Origin of the sequence: Exiguobacterium sp. B2(2022), from assembly GCF_028823655.1 — a bacterium.
Classification (GTDB): Bacteria; Bacillota; Bacilli; order Exiguobacteriales; family Exiguobacteriaceae; genus Exiguobacterium; species Exiguobacterium aestuarii_A.
On the sequence record NZ_JAPEHX010000057.1, the window covers coordinates 1 to 19800 of the forward strand.

Consider the following 19800-nt stretch of genomic DNA (forward strand, 5'->3'; position numbering starts at 1 on the left):
CCGCCTGTAGGCAACGCTCACGCTGTTCTAGTTTCGTCAGTCCTTTCGTATGTAGACCGAACGTGATATTTTTCTCGACCGTCATATGTGGATAGAGGGCGTAGTTTTGGAAGACCATCGACAAGTGACGCTCGCTCGGCTTCATCCCGTTTGCTGCCACTCCGTCGATGCGAAGCGTTCCGCTCGTGATGGATTCGAGCCCGGCGATCATACGAAGCATCGTACTCTTTCCACATCCGGACGGTCCGACGAGCGCGAAAAACTCTCCTGCTTCAATCGTCACGTCGATGCCTCGAATGACTTCCGTCTCCCCAAATGATTTGGTCAGTTGTTGTAGTTGAATCGTTTTCATACCATTTCCTCCTTCTGACTTTGAACCTGCCAAAGTCGTTCGTCCCCGGTCGAAACCGCGAATGCCCCATGATCAAGGGCGCGATGCACATCGATGGGTTGACGAATCATGCCACCCGTCACAATCGGGAAAGAGACTTCCTGGGAAATCTTCTCGATGACACTCGGAATCAGACCAGGCATGAGTTCGATTGCGTCCGGTTGCTGCGTTTCGGCGAGTTTGAGTCCGCTCGTGACCGCGTCCGAATCGACGAGAAACAATCTTTGAACCGTCAACAGTCCTGCCCGTTTTGCGTGCTGAAGTACCGAAGCTTTCGTCGTGACAATCCCGTCGGCACCGACACGTTTGGCGAGATAGTCGATGCCATCTCGGTCGAGGCTGATCCCATTGATCCGCTCGGCGTGGAGGAAGACCGTTCGGTTCTCTCGTTTCAAATGCGCCACATAGCGGTCGAGCGTACTGAGCGTCCCCATCATGAGGAACGTCGTCGTCACATCCGTCTTTAAAAACGCTTCGATTTGTTTCGGACTCTTGATTGAGGCAATCATCCGCTCCTGCCCCATTCGTGCAATCGCTTCATTCACTTGAATCATCCTTTCTTGAAAAAAAGGACCAACAGAAACGACACGTCATGGACGTACGGGCTTCTGTTGGTCTCTCAAAGGTTCTACCGGTAAGTATTCACTTGGAAGTGAGGGGGTCTCACAGCTCTTATCGTAGCGGACGATTGTAAAGCTACCATAAAGGAATCGCTAAGTTTCATGAAGGAAACGTTAAAAAACCGATTCACGGGGAATCGGTCAATGTCTGTTCGGCTTTCGCTAATATATCTGCTTTGACATCATCGTCTCGCCCTTGCCAATTGCGGACCATCATCTTCATTCGCTGGTTTTTTGAGAAACGATCCTCGTGCCGATCGATGAAGCGCCAGTAAAGGGCGTTGAACGGACAAGCATCCTCTTCGGTCGTATGTTTCGGGTTATACGGACAGTCTCCACAGTAATCACTCATCCGGTCGATATACTTCCCAGAGGCGACATATGGCTTCGTGGCGAGTTTCCCGCCGTCCGCATGGAGGGCCATCCCGAGCACGTTCGGTAAGACGACCCAATCATAGGCATCGATATACATCTCATTGAACCAGTCGCTCGTCTGCTTCGGTGAAATTTCAAACAACGTCGCGTAATTTCCGAGCACCATCAGCCGCTGGATATGATGATTGTGGGCATGCGCCACGACCGGCTTTAAACTTTGATGCAGACAGTTCAAGTCCGTCTTTGCGTCCCAAAAGAAGGACGGTAAGTCGCGTTCATGCTTGAACGTGTTCACCTCTTCATAGCCCGGCATGACGGCGAGGTAGACGGCGCGCATATATTCCCGCCATCCGAGTATTTGGCGAACGAATCCTTCGACCGATGACAAAGGGGCGTCTGCCTGACAAGCCGCCTCGACGACTTCATGTGGCGTCAACAGACCGATGTTGATGGCAGCCGACAATAGGCTGTGTGACATCTCTGGTTCATCCGTCATCATCGCATCTTGATACGGACCGAACGTCTCGAGCCGCTCGTTCACGAATCGATTCAGTGCCCGTCTCGCCTCGGTGTGTGTGACCGGCCAGTGAAACGGGGTCACCTCGCCCGGGTGATCCGAGAATGTCGACTCGACTTTTTCGATGACGTCTTTCGTGATCGCGTCCGGTCGGAAATAGATAGCGGACGGAAACGACAGTCCTTCTTTCGGCGGTTTTCGATTCTCCGCGTCAAATGACCACTTCCCGCCACGCGGCTTCCCTTCTTCAATTAAAACATCGAACCGTTTGCGCATCTGACGATAAAACCGATCCATCCGCCAAGGTTCGTCCCCGAGCGTATCGGTCGCTTCTTCTTTTGATAAATAGAAGAGCGGGACATCCGTATGTTCGATAATCTTATGTTTCTTACCGAATTGCTTGAGCTTTTTAGCCATCGGTTCATCCGTGACGGCGGTGACATGAATTTCGTCCGGCTCGTACTGGTTTAGATGTTTGTCCCATGCCTCCTGAAACGAATCCGCTTCATGGTAATCGACGGTGTACCCTTTGTCGCGCAGTTCTTCCGCAAAGTGTCGCATCGCCGAGAAGATGAGGACGAGTTTTTGCTTATGGTATGGACGCCACGTCGCGCGAGACGTCGCCTCAATCATGACGATGACGTCATCTTCTTTCATATGCTTCAACATCTCGAGTTCATGTGAGAGTTGGTTGCCGAGTATCCAAAATGAACGCATGTTATTGACTCCTTTGTCTCATCAATATGCTACAATCGAGCTACTTTCGAAGTGAGGTGACAGTATGCTCCCACAAGTGTTCAAAAACTGGGTGGACAGTCAGTACAAAAATCCACGCGGTCCCGTTGGAAAATATATCGGGGAAAAGATGGTGCGCCAACACCGTATCGAAGTCGAGTGGACGATCGAACAGTTACAGATGTATCCAAACGCCACCGTACTCGAACTCGGGTGTGGGGCCGGTGATGCGATGGCGACGATTCTTCAAAAGCAGGAGGATGTGAACGTGGTCGGTCTCGATCGCTCGAAGACGCTCATCGCTTCGGCCAAGAAACGTAACGATGTCTCCATTCAGACGAGACGAGCGCGCTTGATGGAAGGCGATTTTCATCAATTGGCGATGACCGACGCATCTATCGATCACGTGTTCAGTATTCACACGCTATATTTTTGGGAAGATGTCACGACCGTCCTGTCTGAAATCGAACGCGTCTTGAAACCGAACGGCACATTTATCATCACGTACTGTGATGGAAAAGGCGATATGCAATGGGACGGGATTGCCAAGATGATTCGTGAGGAGTTCATCCCTAAAGCGACGAAACTCGGATTTCAGGGCGTATCGGTGCGACGCGGTCCCGACTCGCGTGACTATCGTACGGTCGCAGTGATGGGACGCAAACTCGATTCTTAACTAGTACCCGTTTTTCATACGATTCTCTCACAATAATCTGTTCGGCATGACTGAACACAAAACAAAAGGCTAAACCGATGGTCATCCACGGGCTTAGCCTTTTAGCGTTCATCCATAAAATTGATACGTGTTCTTCCCGCTCGCCTTTGATTGATACAGTGCGACATCCGCTTCTTTCAACAATTGATGGAGGTCCGGCTACTCGCCAGAATCATATGAAGAGATGCCGATACTTGATGACAGCGGGAGATGCTTCATTATTTTGTGACGACGACGTTAACCCGTTTTGTCGCATAATCGGCGCGCGTCATCTCCACTTTCAACGTACTACCTGCTCGTTGTTTATTGATGTACACCTTAAAAGTACCTTTTGCGTCTACCTTAACGGCTTTCCCCACTTTAGAAGAGCCGTTATATACTTGGATTGTCGCACCCGGATGTCCCGTTCCCGTCACAGAAGTATGTGTTGCTCGCAGCGGTTTGACCACAAGCGGCTTCATCACGTACTTAATCGTTTGTGTCGAAGCAGAAGAGACGTTTCCGAATGCATCTCTGGCACGGACAGAGACCGTTTTGCCCGGTGTCCATTTTTTGATGGTATAGGCGTATACACCTGAATTGTTCGCTTTCGTCGTATAGGTGCGACCATTATACGCAATCAGGACGGTCGCCCCTTTATCTGTTTTGCCCGTGATTTTCGTCGTCATGGCCGATACTTCATTCACCGTCGGCTTCGCCGGTGCCGTATTGTCTTTCGCTTTGAGGGAAACAGACGTTTTTTGACCTAATTTATGATATGTGACAAATTTTAATGTTTCTCCCTCTTTATAGGCACGAATCATCGATAGTTTAAACGTTCCCGTACCATCCACGACCGTTTGACCGAGTTTTGATGCACCGCTCCACACTTCAACTAACGCATGCGCTTCACCTTTCCCGGTGATGTGTCGGGATGCGTTTTGGAATTTGACGTTCGATACATTTTTTCCTTCATACGGCTTCGTCACCGTTTTCGTCAATGTATATTTCACCGTCTTATCTGGGTTGATCAGTTTGACCGTCACCGTGGCAGGGAGCGTAATATCGTTCGCCCATGTTACGACGCTTCCCATCTCATTTGGATTATATGTTTTTCCGTTCACCGTAAATGTATACTGACGTTGATCCATATGGTCGAGTGGTGAATAGAACCAAATATATTGTCCGCCATCGAGGCGAATGTCTTGAATCTTTTCACCAACTGGAGCAACGTATGCAAACGTACGATTGCCTGCCGCATCCATTGACGTGATTTTTACGTGACCGTAGGAGACCCCGTTTTTCGTGAAATAAATCGGATCGGTCGTCTTGATGACGAAATCACCCGTCTTCGAAACGGAGACGACTTTTTCTTTATCACTTCGGTACGTGAACGTGACTTTTGCTCCTGGCTCAGTCTTCCCATAAATCACATGTTCGCCTGGCAATACATGCTTTTGCTGCGTCAATTTTGGTCGAGTGATATCTTTTACGGTCACTTTATTTCCCTCTGACCAGTTGCCGGCGCGGTCTTTCGCTTTGATGACCAGATGCGTGACGCCGTCCGTCAACAAATTGGTTACGGGGAGTTGCGCATACCGTGTATAACCTGACGAATCAGGTGCGTCGGTTCGAATCGGTTTCACAATCCCTTCACGCAGTAACGTTGTACCCTTATAATATGCAATCGTAAAGTCCTTCACATACTCATTCGCATGCACGTCAATCTGTTTACTCGTGTCTGAGAGAACCTCATACACTTGAAGGAGCGGAACCATGCTGTCTTCAACCGTATACGAGAAACGCTGGTCGGCTTTTCCAGTTACTTTGACGAGAAGTTCGAACGAATTTGTCTTCTCTACGTTGACTGGAAACTCAAATCGTCCTGTGCCATCGGCGGTGATGTCTTTCGTAATTCCTTTGGAAAACTGTAAGATTGCTCCAGGTTCAGTTGTCCCTTTTAATACTTTGGAATGGTTCGTCAACTTTTCGATGATTGGTTGTTGAATTGCATCGAACGTTCCTTCCACCCACTCCGAGACACGCCCATCCGACAATACCGTCCGTGTCATGAAACGATCGTTCACTTCAAGTGGGACAATCGGGTTGGTGAGTGGTGTCTTTTCGACAAGAGATTGTCCATTCGCCTTCTCGATTTTCGTTTCAAATGAAATCGTCTGTCCCGGATAATGGAAGGCCGGTAGACTCAACACGAGACGATTCGACTCAAGCTTGATGTTCGGTTTTGGGATGATGCGGTTATCTTCCGCCCGTACTTCCAACAATGGATTATTTGAGTAGTTGTATTCATCGACATAGTTGACCATGAATGAGACACCATACAGTTTCGGCAAATCGAACACAATATTCCCGTCCACGTCACTCGTTTCTCGGAAACGGACTTGTGCGTAACCTGCCCGTGGGTCTTGATATGTGAGCACGAACGTTTGATTCGGTGTCGCTTTCGCAATCAACTTCGCTTCCTCTAAATCAAACGATGTCTTTTCAAAAGAAATCGTCCGAATATCTCGCTTCACCTTCACTTCTTTTGTGAAAAGCGTCTCTTTGTCTTTCTTAATGGTGAGTGTGCGAATCGACTGATCATTCAACTCATAACTACAGTCAAAATAACCGTTCTCATAGCTAGTCGTGCAATACGCGTCATCGAGTTCAATCGTCGCTCCCGGGACTGTGATGCCTGTTAGCTGTGTAAATGATTCTTTGATGATAAGAAGCGGACTTTCCGTCGTCGGTTGAAACGCGGGCATCTCAAACGACTTTCCGTTCACGATTGATTTATCTACAAAATGAGAAAGTTGGACCGTGTACGTTTGTTTCTCATAAGCACGTGACTCCCATCCCGTAAACGGAAAATCAAATTTTCCTTTCGCATCAGCGCGTCCGGTCCGCACTTCAAAGTATCCAATTTTCACATACACTTCCGCATAAGGAAGAGTTGTTCCTGAAACACGTAATGTTTCATGTGGCGGGGCATCTAACGTCAATTCTGCCGGACTTTGAGATGCTTGATACGTTTTAATCGGAGTTGACGCCTTCTCAGGGCTGCTGACGTATACGCTTACCGTTTCTGACGCATTTTTAGGAATGCGTAACTCACCTTTTGCTTCTTTTACACGCCCTTCATATGTCGCATGAATCGTATGGGTTGGATGTGTGACAAATACAAATTCATTGTTAATGAGGCCAAGTAATGTTGCATCAATTGGAGTCACAGGATTCGATGGTGTGACTACTTCTCGCTCAATGACACGAATCAATTGATCAAAACCATTCGTCTCTCGTTGATAGACTGCGACTTTCCCCACAAGTGGTTCTTCAAATGTATGTGTGTATGTAGAGTTAGCATCACTGACGAGTTTGATAACCTTTTCATTTGCCACAATCGTGACAGGTTGATTCGGTCGATCCGTCGTCCCCTCTACTGTTTTTGGATTAGAAGTCGTCGTACTCACGGTAGCCGCTTTCGTCTCATGAATCGGGAACATCGATCCGATGAGCATACATACAACGAGTAGCGATATACTTTTTTTCATTATTGCAAACATCATATTGTCTCCTTTTGGTAAAATCTGATTAAACAATAAAAAATATAGCATGATTTCCAATAATCTAGTCTATAATTTTTTTAAAAAGGTCAATAAAAAGAGCCCTCTATTTTTCTAGAGCGACTCCTTCCAATCCTATACGTTTTCATCTCCTCTCACTTATCCCCGACTCTTCCGCGTTAACGTCAATCCACCAAATCCACTGATGACGGCGATATAAAATCCTAAATCGTAGAACCAGCCGGTGTTATTCACTTCATACACTCGATACGTGTCATTGAATAACCCTAAAATGAGTGAAATCGGTGCAATCCAGCCGTGCCAGATGCCCCAGAAAAAGCCTGCCGGGTCCGTCGTGTACGTCCCGTCGCCGGGCACACATCCACCGAGTAGTGTCACGAGCGTGAGCATAATGAGTATGATGCCAAATCGTTTCATCTTTCATCCCTCCTATTATGTGTATTCCCGTTTCTACAAAAAAAGCACTGACAAACGTCAGCGCCAAAGTTGGACCGTATTCGCAAACTCGATATCGGTCGCGAGTTCCCCGTCAAGCGCATGAAGGTCGAAGTCTTCCCCGTCGAGCCATTTTTGGAAATCGAAGATGACCGGGTCGCGGTCCCCGCCGAGCGCGAACCACGTCTCGAGCGTTTCCGGGAAATAGGCCGCTGTATGAATCGTCCCCGCCCAGCTCTTATACAGTTCTGAGAAGACGCCCTTATCGGTGTCGTTCATGAGGCGGAACGCACTCTCTGCGTCTTGAATCAAATGCTGTACCACTTTGATCTCCATCATGCGACGTGTGGAATCGTCCAGATGGTAGCGATTCTCGTGTTGCAGTAACTCGAAATGGTTCGTACATATATTGGATTCCCGCACTTTGATATCCCGCGGTGTCGCCTCGATCACGCGTGTCTTCGACGACTTGTCATGGACGACGTACGTGAAGGAACCGCGATGCGGAATCTCTTGTAATAAGTCGACTGCTTCTTCCACGGTCGCGCACGTCTCGAGAATGATGCGGCCGATCATCTGGCAGACAAATCCGTCACCCGGTCGACGTCGGTTAATAAAGTTGTACCCCATCGCGAGACCTTTCTCATTCATCCCGTCCATGCGTCCCGTGACACGAGAGACCGGTCCGATGACGGCATATCCGTCGTCCGGTTGAAAAACGTTATAACGCCCATCGTACGTCATCGGATGATAGTCATAGTTTCGCACGAGGAAGTTGTCTCCTGTCAGAATCGAACACCCGCTGATTGGATTATTGACTCGGAAATGTCCGAAGTGAAGCAACGTATCATTGAGAGACAGTTTGAGCTCGTCTTGAAGCCCGATCAACTCTTCCCAAATCTTCGGAGCAACTGCATCAAAAGCAGCCTTCGCTTCCGTCGCGTCAATCTCAAATCGGGGCACGCGTAGTTTCCACTGGTCCGTCCGATTTTCGAGCAGTTGACTGCGTTTTATATATTGTCCTTGAAATCGACCGAAGTCGTAATGACTTCCGCGAAATTGTGTCAGTTCACTAGAGAATTGTTGCATGAAAAAACCTCCCTTGCGCCCATTATAGCGGACACAGGAGAGGTCTGTCTGAAGTGAGACTGCTTATAACTTGAACTGGCGACTCATCTGTTGCATCGATTCCGCCGTCGTCGACAAATCTTTGACGAGACGGTTCATCGTCTCACTCGTCGCTGACATCTGCTCCGTCGAAGCGGCCACTTCCTCGTTTCCGGCCGTGCTCTCTTCTGAGATGGAAGCAATCTCTGACAAGCCGTGCTGGATATGATCTTGGTTCGTCTTCACTCGATCGAGCTGACTTCGCATCGAGCCCGTCAGCTGTTGCATATGGCGGACACTTCGTTCGATTTCCGTGAAGGCGCGCTTCGTCGACTCGAGCGTTTCCTTCCCTTCCTCTGCCGCCGTCATACTCTCCGTGAACGTCTGACCAAGGGCGATCGAATTTTGTTTGACGCTTCCGACAATTTCCGAGATTTCACTGACAGACTCGGCGACACTGTCAGATAGCTTCCGAATCTCCGAAGCGACGACCGCAAACCCTTTCCCGTGTTCACCCGCACGTGCCGCCTCGATGGCTGCGTTCAATGCGAGCAGGTTCGTCTGTTGCGAGATTTGGCGAATCATCGTGACGAGTTCCGTCACCTCGTCCGCCTGTTGTTCGAAATCACGGACTTGTCCTTGTGACGACTTCACCTGTTCATGGATATGTGTCATTTGGTCGACCGCACTCTCCATATAGCGAAGCCCATCCATCGTCACCCGACTGACGACTTCTGCCTGTTCGCTCACTTGGTCTCCGTCTGACGTCGTCTGCTCGACGAGTGTCGAGAATTCGTTCATATGTCCATAAAGGCGCATCGTCAACACACTTTGATTTTCGACACCGCTCGCAATTTCTTCCATTGTATAAGCGATTTGACGAGACGCGTCATTCACTTCTTCCGAGATGTTCGAGACGTTCCCACTCTCGTCCCTGACCGTCTGTGCCGACGTTTGGATACCAGCGATCAAGTCTTTTAACATGTGGGTCATCTTGTCCATCGATACCGTTAGACGCTTGATTTCGTCATTCGATTTCAATTGAATAGTTTCTACTTCTTTCGTTGCCGTCGCCAAGTCGCCTTCTGCAATCAACGTCGCAACGCGTTCTAGCGCTTGGAGAGGACGTAACTTCCAGCCAAGGTACTTCCAGATGATGACGCCTGCGACAACAAGTAAGATAAGGAGACCAATCAAGATTGGCGGCAAGCTCTCAGTCAGCACATCTCCTGTGATCGCTGCGACTTCTGTTGCTGCCTTATCAATTCCGAGAACCCCGATGACCTCGCCACCTTGTTTGATCGGAACGAGCACTGTGACATACTGCCCGTATTCCGGATCATCAATCACGTCCGTCGTGACAGTCTCCCCTTGAAACGCAGCTTTCGCTTCCTCGTACGTTAGCGCAGTGGTAGGTGTCCCAATGTCTGCTGCGTCTTCCTGACTCAAGCCATCAATGATGATTTGAACTTCTTCGCCCTCAGTGGCAATCGTATACACATACATGGCCCCGATTTGTTGACGATATGTATCCAAGTATTCTCGCAACTTTTCATATTGCTCGCTTTTTGACGGATTCGCCATGAAGGATGCATATTCATCGCCATCCATCGTCTCCAAAATACGTTCGCCGTCTTCAATCAGGGTGGCATGCAACGTGCTAAGTACGGAATGCTTCGTACTAAAATATTGCACGACCCCGAACAAGACGATGAGCAGGGTGACGAAGACTAACATCGCTGCTACGATACGCTTTTGTAACGACTGTGATTTCTGTTTCATCTCGATTTCCTCCATTCTGTCCTTACTCTTTGTATCGGATAGAATGCATCAATCTCCATAAAAAAACAGACGATTTTCGACAAAATCGTCTGTTTTTATTCAATGTTTGTCGAATCGATGACTTCGAGTGGGATCGTAACTTCTGCCTCACCTTCTTCCACGAGATGGAAGAGTGGAAGTGTATCCGATACGAAAAGATCAGGATCGACGTCGGTCTGATATTCATACGTTCGAATGTCTTCTTCCCGCTCTGCAATCAGTTCGCCGAACGGAATCGCGATTCGTTCTCCATCGACCTCATAACTCATGACCGTCGTCGGATCGAGGCGGCGATTTTCAAGCATACGAATTGTGAAGAGCATCGTTGTATTGTTCGTCCGTTCAAGCGAAACGGCAATCGCATCGGATTGTCCTGCCCGCTTCTCAATCATCGCTTCATCCACGTTCTGTTCATAGACAATGTTCTCTTCGTTCGACTCTTCCGTCTGTAGTTGCTGACAGCCCACAATCGTCATTAAGCCAACTAGTAAAACAATTACTAAAGCACGCATCCCATTTCTCCTTACTTCAAGGCGAAAGTGAGTTCTGCTTCACAAGCAACTTCTCCATCGACTGTGGCCACGGCACGTCCTTTACCGATGGGTCCACGAATTTTCATGATTTCTACTTCAAGGCGAAGCTGATCACCCGGGACGACTTGACGTTTGAAACGACAGTTGTCAATCCCTGCGAAAAAGGCGAGCTTGCCTCGATTCGATTCGTCTTTCAACATTGCAAAAGCACACACGCCTGGCATGACGTTATAGTCTGGGAAATGCCCGTTAAAGAACTCTTCGTTCGCCGTGACATTTTTTAATCCGACAGCACGCTTCTTTTCTTCGACTTCGATAATTCGATCAATTAACAGAAACGGGTATCTGTGTGGAATTACTTCTTTAATTTGCTCAATTGTATACATCCATCCACCGCCTTTAAGAGGTTAGCCAAAAATCGGTGATATGGCGCCACGTCTCGATGTCAAACACATCTCTCCAGTCGCCTCCGCCAATGACGCTATATCCAATGATTGCTCCAAGGGCGAGCATCGCGATTGCCAACACTAAAACGACGAGTACACGCAGTAAGATCGGGAATCGACGATGATTCGACAATCGTGATCGCTGCTTTTGCTTCGTCTCTTGTTCTGGTGAACCCTTTTGTTCTTCCGAACTCGTTTGTTCATCGTTCGCCACGTCCAACCATCCTTTCAGCTAAAATGATTATATCATATTAGTACCTGGTATTAAAATGCGTAAATTGCTACCTTTTTAGTGTACCCTATGCACAAATGTCGAACAAGCATCCTTCCCTGACAGAAGCTGAACGATTTTTTCCTTTTCTCATAAATATGCTACGCTTATCCTATTCCATGTCAGGAGGTTTATTTATGTTAAAAGAGTTTAAAAAATTCGCGATGCGCGGGAATGTCATCGATCTCGCTATCGCTGTCGTACTCGGTGCGGCGTTCACGGCCATCGTGAACTCGCTCGTCAATGATATCTTTATGCCACTTCTCGGAATCATTATCGGAGGAATTGATTTTTCGAACTTAAAAGCGAGCGTGCTTGGAGTGGACGTCTTATACGGGAACTTCATCCAACAGATTGTATCGTTCATCTTGATTGCTTTTGCCCTCTTCCTTATCGTAAAGATTATCAACCGTCTACAACGTGAGAAAGAAGTCGAAGAGGCGGCCGCCCCGACTCCTACAAAAGAAGAACAGTTGTTGACCGAGATTCGTGACTTATTAAAAGAACGTTCATAACAAGCAAAAAACGCTTTGACGAATCGTCAAAGCGTTTTTTCGAGGACATGGCGAACCCGTTGGACTGCATTCGTCAGTAACGGGGCGGCTTCCCATATCGCTTCTTCTAGCGTCATGATGCGTGACACGATTGGAAAGACGGCGACAATCCCCGATTCCGCATGAGCGGCCAAGTCAGATTGCCCGGCAAACACGAGGGTCGGAACCCCATACGTGTGGGCGAGACGCGCCAACCCGTAAGGCGCTTTCCCCTCTAGACTTTGCGCATCAAACTTTCCTTCTCCCGTGATGAGCCAATCCGTCCCTTTCACATGCTCTTCGAACCTTGACCAACGGACGACTTCTTCGATGCCACTCATATAGGTCGCCCCAAGCTGCAAGAGCGCGAATCCGATACCGCCTGCCGCACCGGCTCCGTCGAGTGACCTCATATCCTGATTGAAGTGACTCGCATAGTCACCGAGTAACTGATCGTAGCGAACCACGTCATCCGCCGCCAAACCTTTCTGTGGACCGAACACATGGGCAGCACCTCGATTTCCTATCAATGGATTACGTACATCCGAAGCCATTCGCCACTCAACGTCCCTTACTCTCGGGTCGAGTCCTGAACAATCGATGGAAGCGACTTCCGCAAGTTGATGTGGCATCGAGGATAAAACTGCACCCTTTGCATCCAGAAAACGAACACCTAGCGCCTCAAGCATCCCTTTCCCACCATCAATCGTCCCGCTTCCTCCCAGTCCGATCGTGATGATGCTCGCTCCTCGGTCTAGTGCATGAACGATTTGCTGTCCGACTCCGATAGAACTATAGCGCCATGGGTCGACGTGAGTGAGGAGCGTTAACCCTGTCGTTTCCGCCACTTCCATCACGACGTGTTTCGTTAATGGCTCAAAACCAAAACGTGTGGGACGCTTCGTCCCATCTAAGCATGTAACGACCTCTTCCACGATGACCGCATCCTCGTGCGTCGCGAGCCACGCATCGAGAAACCCTTCTCCTCCGTCTGAAACCGGGATAGTGATGACGTCATGTCCCGGTAAAGCACGACGGACAGCTTGATTCGCTTCCATACTCGACAATGAACCTTTGAATGAATCCATGGCGACTACGATTCGCATCTCGTTGACCTCCCTCTCCATAACTTATACAAAAACCGCCTCTCTCACGGAGAAGCGGTCATGTTTTACGGACGTAATGCCGTGACAAGTCCCATCATCTGATCACTCATCGAAAGGGCGCGCGAGTTCATTTGGTAGGCACGTTGTGTGATGGTCATGTCGGTCATCTCTTTCGTCAAATCAACGTTTGACGACTCGAGTGTCCCTTCCATCAACAAATTCCCTAACGGACGATCGACTTCAGTCTCGAGGTCGGCTGCGAATACGTTTTCACCCAGCGGACGCAGTTCAGACGTATTTCGGACTTCCACGATATCAAGTCGTCCAAATTCCTGCTCGACACCGTTCACGCTCGCCAATACTACACCGTCTTGACGAATGCGATGATTCGTCGCCTCGTTCGGCATCGTGATCGCATTGCCGTCATCTCCGAGAAGCGGGTTTCCGTTCACATCAACGAGTGTCGTCTCATCACCGACAGACAGCTGCATGTTTCCGCTACGTGTCACACCGACACCATTCGGCGTGTCCACGACGAAAAATTGACGGCTCGCCTTCAAGAAGACATCGAGACCGCGGTCTGTCATGCGAACTTGTCCGATATTGAATTGTTGGGTGATATCAGCGACATGACCGCCGACCCCGATACGAATGCCGTTCGGAGTGTCACGCCCGACTTCAAATTCTGGACGTGGCTGGTTATCATACGCTTGCGACAACAGTGACGCGAAGTGTCCTTGTTGACGCTTGAATCCGACCGTATCGACGTTCGCGATGTTATGACCTGTCACATCCAGTTGACACTGAAGTTGAGACAGGGAGTTGACCGAATTATAAATAGACTGCATGGTGTTCCTCCTTAACGAACGCGAGCGATTTCGATGGCTCGCTCGGCACTTTTATCATACGCTTGGACGACTTTTTGGTTTGCTTCAAATTGGCGATACGTCATCATGAGATCGGCCATCGTCTGGTCGAGATTGACGTTCGCTTCCTCGATGAAGCCCTGTAAGACGTCAACTTGCGCCGGTTCCGGCGCATCGCCTGTCACGCGCCAATCGTTCCCGACTTGTTCGAGTGTCGTCAAATCATCGATCTGATAGGCACCAAGTGTCGCCACGTTTTGACCGAGCGACGTGATGACCCCGTCTTTCCCTACTTGAAACTCGCTCGATGGGAGCTGGATGCGCTCCCCTTTATCAGAAAGTACGTATCCACCGTCTGCTGAGCGAAGGAATAAAGCCTCATCGATCGAGAAGCGGCCATTCGTCGAATACAAGGTCTCGCCTGCCTGTTCGACCGCAAACATCGGTGCACCTGTGAAATCTGCACCTGCTTTTAAATAGATGTCAGTTGGACTACCCGATTCCGTGATACTCCCTGCTGAGAAACGTGGCATCGTCTCTTGAAGATAGACGCCCATTGAAAGGGTGCCGACTTCCCCGTTCACACGCGACTTCCCATTATCGGGATTGCTGACCTGCGCGAGCAACATCTCCGGAAACGATCGGACCACGCCGTCAGACGCTTTGAAGCCCGGTGTTCTCACATTGCCAAGGTTATTGCTTAAAATTTCTTGTTGGCGCTGAAGAGCATTCATCGCGCCTGCCGCTGTATATAATCCGCGTAGCATTGTCGTCTTCCTTTCGTCCTGTAACATGATTCACTCTTTATATCGTACCAAATGAGCGATACATTCACCGTTTTTTCAAAAAAAGTTCATCCTATGATTTAGGATGAACTTTCTTCGTTTACATGATCGACCATCGGTAACTCGACAATCATCGTCGTCCCTTCTCCGATTTGAGAGCGTACATTAATCGTACCACCATGCAACTGGACGATTTCTTTACAGATGGATAATCCTAGTCCTGTTCCACCAATTCGTTTACTTTCTTCAGATGCGGAACGATAAAACTTATCAAAAATACGCTCAGCATCTTCCTCAGAAATCCCAAGTCCTTCATCCGTGATCGCGATTTGAATTGTATCCTCTTCACACGTCACATCGACACTCACATTTCCACCGTCCGGGGAATACTTGATGGCATTGTTCAGGATGTTCGAGAACACCTGTCGTAGCTGAGCCGGGTCTCCTGCCACAAAGAGCGTTTCATCACAGTCGAAGTGGAAGAGATGGTTCTCCGTCGATCCTGCGTGAATCTCGAGTAAGTCAGATAGTAAGTCATTTAGACTCTCGACTTTAAACTCAGGCGTCCCCATGCCCGCCTCCATTTTTTGAACGTCTAACAAATCGCTCACGAGACGTTCGAGACGCTTCGTCTCACTCGCGATCATCTCCAAGTACCGAGCTCGTTTTGTCTCTTTTAAATCCCGACTCTTGAGCAATTCTGAAAATCCGAGAATTGATGTGAGTGGTGTCCGCAATTCATGGGACACGGTTGCGACAAGTTCGGTTTTCATTTGATTGATTTCTGTTTCCTGGGTAATATCTCGCGAGACGAAGATGACACCGACACGTTCATTCTGCAGGTCAATCGGTTCGGCATACATCCGAATCGTCTTCTGACCGTCTTGCATCGTGTATGTGAACGTCTCATCGAACATTCCTTCTTCTTTCGCACGCGTCGTGAAACGGTTCAATCCTTCTTTATCGTCAATTTGATCCATGAACATCGGATAGTACATCGCAATCGGATATAAACTTCCACGTTCTGTTGTTGGAATCGGATGTTCATATAAATCAAAGAGCGCGCTGTTACCAAATCGTTCATTCGTCTTGAGTTCCGTATAGACGATTGAGTCGCGCATCGTGTGCAAGATTCGCGCGGTCTTCTCACGCTCCAGGTCGACTTGATCTTGTTGATTCCGAAGCGAGGTCGCCATCTCGTTAAAAGCCTTAGATAACTGTCCGACCTCATTTTGTAGCGGCTTGATGGGGATGAGGGTCGCGCTCGGATTCGTCGCGAGTCGCTCACTGTTCGTCATGAGCGTCTGCAACTGATTGGTCAGTCGTAAAATATATGGTTGTAGGCCAACGAACAACAAGAAGAGTGCCCCTAGTAAGATTAAGAGCCACATCCATTGTGCTTGTACTAACTGTTTCGAGAGCGCATCGCGTAATTCACTTTCTTGAAAGTCGAGATTTTGACGATAATCGGTAAAGACCGACTCCATATCGACGATGCTTGCACTCATGTCCGCAGCGTTGCTTGAGTTGAGTTTAAATCGTGTCTGGGTAGTCGTCTCATTTTCCGGCATGAATTGCCCGACCGTACGCATCTGCAAGAAAGATTCATCCACTTCCCCCGCCTGTTTCGCAATCACGTATTGTTCGAGCGCGGGCATAACACGTGTCGTATAGATGGAAAAGAGGAGTCGCGCATCTTCCGCGAATTGCGTTTCTTCTTCATTACTTGCTTGTGTTTCGAACCAGGTCGTTTGCTCATCGATGTTCGCTTGAGCCTTACGCACTTCCTCTAACAAGGCGTTTTCCCCAAGTAGGACGTGACCGCGTAACTCATACTGCATCGATTGCCACGTTTCAAATAAATCTGTCGCCCTTGCACGTTGCTCACTAATCCGCTCCAATTGAACGGTCGTTTGTTGAATCGATTGTTGCGTATAAAAATAGGTCCCAACCGATGTGAGCGTGACTAAGGCAATCAATATATAAAAAATTGTCATCACTTGTCGACTAATGCGTTGTTCAATCCAACGTTTCATGGAATGCCTTCTTCCTTTACTCCTGGAATGTCTCATTTCGCACGGTGAATGACTTTTTCTGTTCAAACAAAAAAAGTTCGGGTACGATGATGAGACGGAGAGTCACTGCAAAAAATCCATTCACCTATTAGGAAGAATAACGCAATGACCTCACAAGAAACTCACAAAGAATGAAGGGAATGTGTGCATGACTCGTAATCAAATGACGTTTATCTTCATCCTTGTGATGTTGATTGGCGTCAGCCTCACTTTATTGATTCGACATCAGTCAATCAATCCAACTGTCACCGTGAAACAAGGTGAAGCCTTACTTCTTTCTTCTTCAGTTGACGAAGAGATTCTGCGCCTCGATGGATCGTGGCGTTACGAATCCGGGATTGTCCCAAACGTTGATCATCGTTCCTATCGAACCATCCCATTTACGACACCATACAAAGAATCCACATATGAAATCGACCTCTCACTTCCAGAAGGAACGTATGCGTTACTTATTCCTTCATCACTGTCCTCCTCTACGATTTTGATTGATGGAACATCTGTTGACACATCTCGAATCGGAAATAATCGTTCAGGTGAACAACCTTCACTTCTGTTACTTGACGATGGAATGAAAGAATTCCGATTGACGATACAACAGACACAACAAGCAGGGAATTCAGTGCCTATCGAAGAAAGTATATTGGTCGGCCCGTTACACCAGATTATGACGACTCAAAATGCTTATACCGGATACGAATTTTTCATGTTTCTCATTTCAATGCTGATTGCTATGTTCTATGCCATCGTTTACTTATTCCATCGAAACGAACGGTTGTACGGCTATGGAACTGCCTTCTTCATATTGGTGAGCCTCTCTCTCATGTCCCGAGACGGCATGTGGATCTCAGGACATGATAAGTTGACGTTAAGTTTGACCATATTGAGCATCATCATGTTGATTGAATTTGCGAGATGTTTAGAACGTGTATCGTTCGATCGATTTTTGGCGATTTTAAGATACCCGCTTTATGGGATGACCGCGTTAGCCATTATCCTGCCTCTCTCCATCTATAGTGTATTCGAATACTTTGTATGGATTATTGTATTATTCATTTCGTTCTTTTGGGTCGGATTGAACATTGGATGGCTTCTTGAAAAACACAAAAACATGAATACACTTGAATTATTAACATTCACACTTGCCCAAATCATTGGGTATATTGGGATTATGATGTCGACGTTTATCGTGTCGCCCAATCAACAATCGTATGCCAATACGTTTACCATCATTTACTTCTTATTGATGTTTTTATTACTGCCGATTCACTTGTCCACGGATAAAAAGAAAAAGCAACAAGTCGAAGCTTTGGCCTCACAACATGAGATGTCATTCTTCAACGCCCAAATCAAACCACACTTCCTCTACAATACGTTTGGGAACGTGATTGCTCTATGCTATACATCACCACCTGATGCCGCTCGTCTCCTTAGTCATTTGAGCACGTACGTTCGTTTTATTTTTGAAAATGGTCGGACGGATCACAATATCTCCATTCGACAAGAAGTGGACATGATTGACTCTTACCTCGCCATTGAACAGACTCGGTTCCGCGATTCGTTCGAGGTCATGAAGGAGATTGACGACACGCTGTTAGATTACACCATCCCGTCGCTGTTGATTCAACCGCTCGTTGAAAATGCAGTTCGTCATGGTCTTTATCGTCATCCAGGGCAAAAGCGAATCACGCTTTCCATCCAAGAACAAGGTGGGATGATTGATATCCGTGTTCGTGATACAGGGAGCGGATTTGACACGGGTCAGTCGAACGAATCATCAGGTATCGGTATCTGTAACATAAAACGCCGGATTGAACATCTTCCTGGTGCAACATTTGATTTAACCTCTACTATAAAGAGAGGGACTGCCGTTCACTTGCGATTACCTAAACAAGAAAGGACGAATCACGTAAATGCGTACGATTTTAATTGAAGATGAACATCATATTTTAGGGATGATGGAACGAATTGTGAAAGAAGAGCCTTCTCTTGAATGGGTGGCTTCGTTCCAAAGTCCGACTCAAGCTCTCACGTTTATTCAAGAACACCCGGTCGACCTCGTCTTTTTAGATATCGAGATGCCTGAGATGACCGGTCTCGAACTCGCGACCTATCTACCGGAACGGACACAAGTCGTCTTCACCACTGCACATCAACAGTATGCCGTCGAAGCATTTAATCTGCATGCGACGCATTACTTGCTGAAGCCGATTACGGAACAGATGATCCATAACGTCATTCCACGTATCGTTCAGCGCTATGAGGCAATCCAACAAAAAAATCCGCATCAATCTTGTCGTATTCAATTTCTTGATCGTTTTTCAGTTCGAACGCAGGATGGAAATCTTGTGAAATGGCCCACACAAAAAACTGAGGAGCTATTCGCCTACCTGATCTATCATCGCAAACAGGTCATCAACAAATGGGTGCTCGCGGAAACACTCTATCCGGACATCGATGAACCACAGCGCGCCCTACACAATGTGTACAACGCCATCTATCGTTTGAAAAAGACGCTAGCAGAGCACGAACTCGATATTACAGTGAAGACAATCAATAATGGTTACTCCATCGAACTCGGTGAGTCCTGTGCGTGTGATTATTACGAATGGCTTGATTCAGCACAACCTTCAATCCCTAAGACTGAACTACAGAATCGATTGTTTATCGATAAAGACTATAAATGGCTCTAAGAAAAGGCATCTCGCGCAATAAGCGAGATGCCTCAGCTTGTTGACTAACATGAATCATATCGCTCGCCTGTCCGGCGCCCACGCTTTCCGCAGGCAATCCCGGAGCCGCATCGCGACCTAGGTCGCTGCTGGGTCTCCGTCGGATTGCTTTCCTGTCGGAGTCGGGGCGCCGTCGGGCGAGCAACGCAAACGGTCGTCATCTGACGGCCGTTT

General features: G+C 48.0%; 18 protein-coding genes. 4 read left to right on the top strand and 14 right to left on the bottom strand.

Going from position 1 to position 19800, the window contains the following annotated elements; all coding sequences use genetic code 11:
* The 3 genes from ON063_RS11550 to ON063_RS11560 all read right to left on the bottom strand — a co-directional run.
* Positions 1–352 (bottom strand): ATP-binding cassette domain-containing protein (locus ON063_RS11550; protein WP_274665236.1); only part of this gene is annotated, 352 nt, incomplete at its 3' end.
* On the bottom strand, positions 349–936 hold the full coding sequence (locus ON063_RS11555; protein WP_446719137.1) for a glycerol-3-phosphate responsive antiterminator: 588 nt from the start codon (positions 934–936) through the stop codon (positions 349–351). The genes ON063_RS11550 and ON063_RS11555, both read right to left, overlap by 4 nt.
* 202 nt (positions 937–1138) lie before the next feature.
* Complete coding sequence (locus tag ON063_RS11560) at positions 1139–2620, bottom strand: cryptochrome/photolyase family protein (RefSeq protein ID WP_274665238.1); 1482 nt, start codon at positions 2618–2620, stop codon at positions 1139–1141.
* 64 nt (positions 2621–2684) lie between these two features.
* On the opposite strand from ON063_RS11560, the gene ON063_RS11565 reads away from it, so the two are divergent.
* A complete protein-coding gene (locus ON063_RS11565; protein WP_274665239.1) occupies positions 2685–3314 on the top strand; it encodes a class I SAM-dependent methyltransferase in 630 nt (209 codons plus the stop codon).
* Positions 3315–3571: 257 nt separating this feature from the next.
* Here the strand turns inward: ON063_RS11565 and ON063_RS11570 are convergent, their stop codons facing one another.
* The 7 genes from ON063_RS11570 to ON063_RS11600 form a co-directional block, all read right to left on the bottom strand.
* Positions 3572–6898: an Ig-like domain-containing protein gene (locus ON063_RS11570; protein ID WP_274665240.1), complete on the bottom strand. Its 3327-nt coding sequence runs from the start codon at positions 6896–6898 to the stop codon at positions 3572–3574.
* 159 nt (positions 6899–7057) lie between these two features.
* Complete coding sequence (locus ON063_RS11575; protein WP_012727334.1) at positions 7058–7336, bottom strand: hypothetical protein; 279 nt, start codon at positions 7334–7336, stop codon at positions 7058–7060.
* Positions 7337–7393: 57 nt separating this feature from the next.
* On the bottom strand, positions 7394–8443 hold the full coding sequence (locus ON063_RS11580; protein ID WP_274665241.1) for a C45 family autoproteolytic acyltransferase/hydolase: 1050 nt from the start codon (positions 8441–8443) through the stop codon (positions 7394–7396).
* 63 nt (positions 8444–8506) lie between these two features.
* Positions 8507–10243 (bottom strand): methyl-accepting chemotaxis protein, encoded by a 1737-nt coding sequence (locus ON063_RS11585; RefSeq protein ID WP_274665242.1) that lies wholly within the window; start codon positions 10241–10243, stop codon positions 8507–8509.
* A 95-nt stretch (positions 10244–10338) separates the two neighbouring features.
* Entirely contained in the window at positions 10339–10794 is a 456-nt protein-coding gene (locus ON063_RS11590) for a hypothetical protein (protein WP_214874924.1), read from the bottom strand.
* 11 nt (positions 10795–10805) lie between these two features.
* The gene (fabZ, locus tag ON063_RS11595; protein ID WP_274665243.1) at positions 10806–11201 is read right to left on the bottom strand and encodes a 3-hydroxyacyl-ACP dehydratase FabZ; all 396 of its coding nucleotides are present in this window, start codon (positions 11199–11201) and stop codon (positions 10806–10808) included.
* A 13-nt stretch (positions 11202–11214) separates the two neighbouring features.
* Positions 11215–11475 (bottom strand): DNA-directed RNA polymerase subunit beta, encoded by a 261-nt coding sequence (locus ON063_RS11600; protein ID WP_214694488.1) that lies wholly within the window; start codon positions 11473–11475, stop codon positions 11215–11217.
* Positions 11476–11669: 194 nt separating this feature from the next.
* Between ON063_RS11600 and mscL the strand changes: the two genes are divergently transcribed.
* Positions 11670–12047 carry a large conductance mechanosensitive channel protein MscL gene (gene mscL / locus ON063_RS11605; protein WP_214744537.1) on the top strand — a complete coding sequence of 126 codons (378 nt, stop codon included), beginning with the start codon at positions 11670–11672 and terminating at the stop codon, positions 12045–12047.
* A 26-nt stretch (positions 12048–12073) separates the two neighbouring features.
* Here the strand turns inward: mscL and ON063_RS11610 are convergent, their stop codons facing one another.
* From ON063_RS11610 to ON063_RS11625, 4 genes are all read right to left on the bottom strand, one after another.
* Positions 12074–13171, bottom strand: coding sequence for a glycerate kinase family protein (locus ON063_RS11610; protein WP_274665244.1), 1098 nt, complete (start codon positions 13169–13171; stop codon positions 12074–12076).
* A 65-nt stretch (positions 13172–13236) separates the two neighbouring features.
* The gene (locus ON063_RS11615; protein WP_274665245.1) at positions 13237–14019 is read right to left on the bottom strand and encodes a flagellar hook-basal body protein; all 783 of its coding nucleotides are present in this window, start codon (positions 14017–14019) and stop codon (positions 13237–13239) included.
* Between the two features lie 11 nt (positions 14020–14030).
* Complete coding sequence (locus ON063_RS11620) at positions 14031–14804, bottom strand: flagellar hook-basal body protein (RefSeq protein WP_274665246.1); 774 nt, start codon at positions 14802–14804, stop codon at positions 14031–14033.
* Between the two features lie 98 nt (positions 14805–14902).
* Positions 14903–16858 carry a HAMP domain-containing sensor histidine kinase gene (locus tag ON063_RS11625; protein WP_274665247.1) on the bottom strand — a complete coding sequence of 652 codons (1956 nt, stop codon included), beginning with the start codon at positions 16856–16858 and terminating at the stop codon, positions 14903–14905.
* Between the two features lie 187 nt (positions 16859–17045).
* Here ON063_RS11625 and ON063_RS11630 point away from each other — a divergent pair, with 187 nt between their 5' ends.
* Positions 17046–18827, top strand: a complete 1782-nt coding sequence (locus ON063_RS11630; RefSeq protein WP_274665248.1) for a sensor histidine kinase — start codon at positions 17046–17048, stop codon at positions 18825–18827.
* The gene (locus ON063_RS11635; RefSeq protein WP_274665249.1) at positions 18808–19587 is read left to right on the top strand and encodes a response regulator; all 780 of its coding nucleotides are present in this window, start codon (positions 18808–18810) and stop codon (positions 19585–19587) included. The genes ON063_RS11630 and ON063_RS11635 overlap by 20 nt, the downstream gene beginning before the upstream one ends.
* Positions 19588–19800 lie beyond the last annotated feature (213 nt).

Bases quoted from the DNA above. Each gene is read 5' to 3' on its own strand.
- ON063_RS11560 (WP_274665238.1), bottom strand. From the start codon at position 2,620: ATGCGTTCATTTTGGATACTCGGCAACCAACTCTCACATGAACTCGAG.
- ON063_RS11565 (WP_274665239.1), top strand. From the start codon at position 2,685: ATGCTCCCACAAGTGTTCAAAAACTGGGTGGACAGTCAGTACAAAAAT.
- ON063_RS11570 (WP_274665240.1), bottom strand. From the start codon at position 6,898: ATGTTTGCAATAATGAAAAAAAGTATATCGCTACTCGTTGTATGTATG.
- ON063_RS11575 (WP_012727334.1), bottom strand. From the start codon at position 7,336: ATGAAACGATTTGGCATCATACTCATTATGCTCACGCTCGTGACACTA.
- ON063_RS11580 (WP_274665241.1), bottom strand. From the start codon at position 8,443: ATGCAACAATTCTCTAGTGAACTGACACAATTTCGCGGAAGTCATTAC.
- ON063_RS11585 (WP_274665242.1), bottom strand. From the start codon at position 10,243: ATGAAACAGAAATCACAGTCGTTACAAAAGCGTATCGTAGCAGCGATG.
- ON063_RS11590 (WP_214874924.1), bottom strand. From the start codon at position 10,794: ATGCGTGCTTTAGTAATTGTTTTACTAGTTGGCTTAATGACGATTGTG.
- fabZ (WP_274665243.1), bottom strand. From the start codon at position 11,201: ATGTATACAATTGAGCAAATTAAAGAAGTAATTCCACACAGATACCCG.
- mscL (WP_214744537.1), top strand. From the start codon at position 11,670: ATGTTAAAAGAGTTTAAAAAATTCGCGATGCGCGGGAATGTCATCGAT.
- ON063_RS11610 (WP_274665244.1), bottom strand. From the start codon at position 13,171: ATGCGAATCGTAGTCGCCATGGATTCATTCAAAGGTTCATTGTCGAGT.
- ON063_RS11615 (WP_274665245.1), bottom strand. From the start codon at position 14,019: ATGCAGTCTATTTATAATTCGGTCAACTCCCTGTCTCAACTTCAGTGT.
- ON063_RS11620 (WP_274665246.1), bottom strand. From the start codon at position 14,804: ATGCTACGCGGATTATATACAGCGGCAGGCGCGATGAATGCTCTTCAG.
- ON063_RS11625 (WP_274665247.1), bottom strand. From the start codon at position 16,858: ATGAAACGTTGGATTGAACAACGCATTAGTCGACAAGTGATGACAATT.
- ON063_RS11630 (WP_274665248.1), top strand. From the start codon at position 17,046: ATGACTCGTAATCAAATGACGTTTATCTTCATCCTTGTGATGTTGATT.
- ON063_RS11635 (WP_274665249.1), top strand. From the start codon at position 18,808: ATGCGTACGATTTTAATTGAAGATGAACATCATATTTTAGGGATGATG.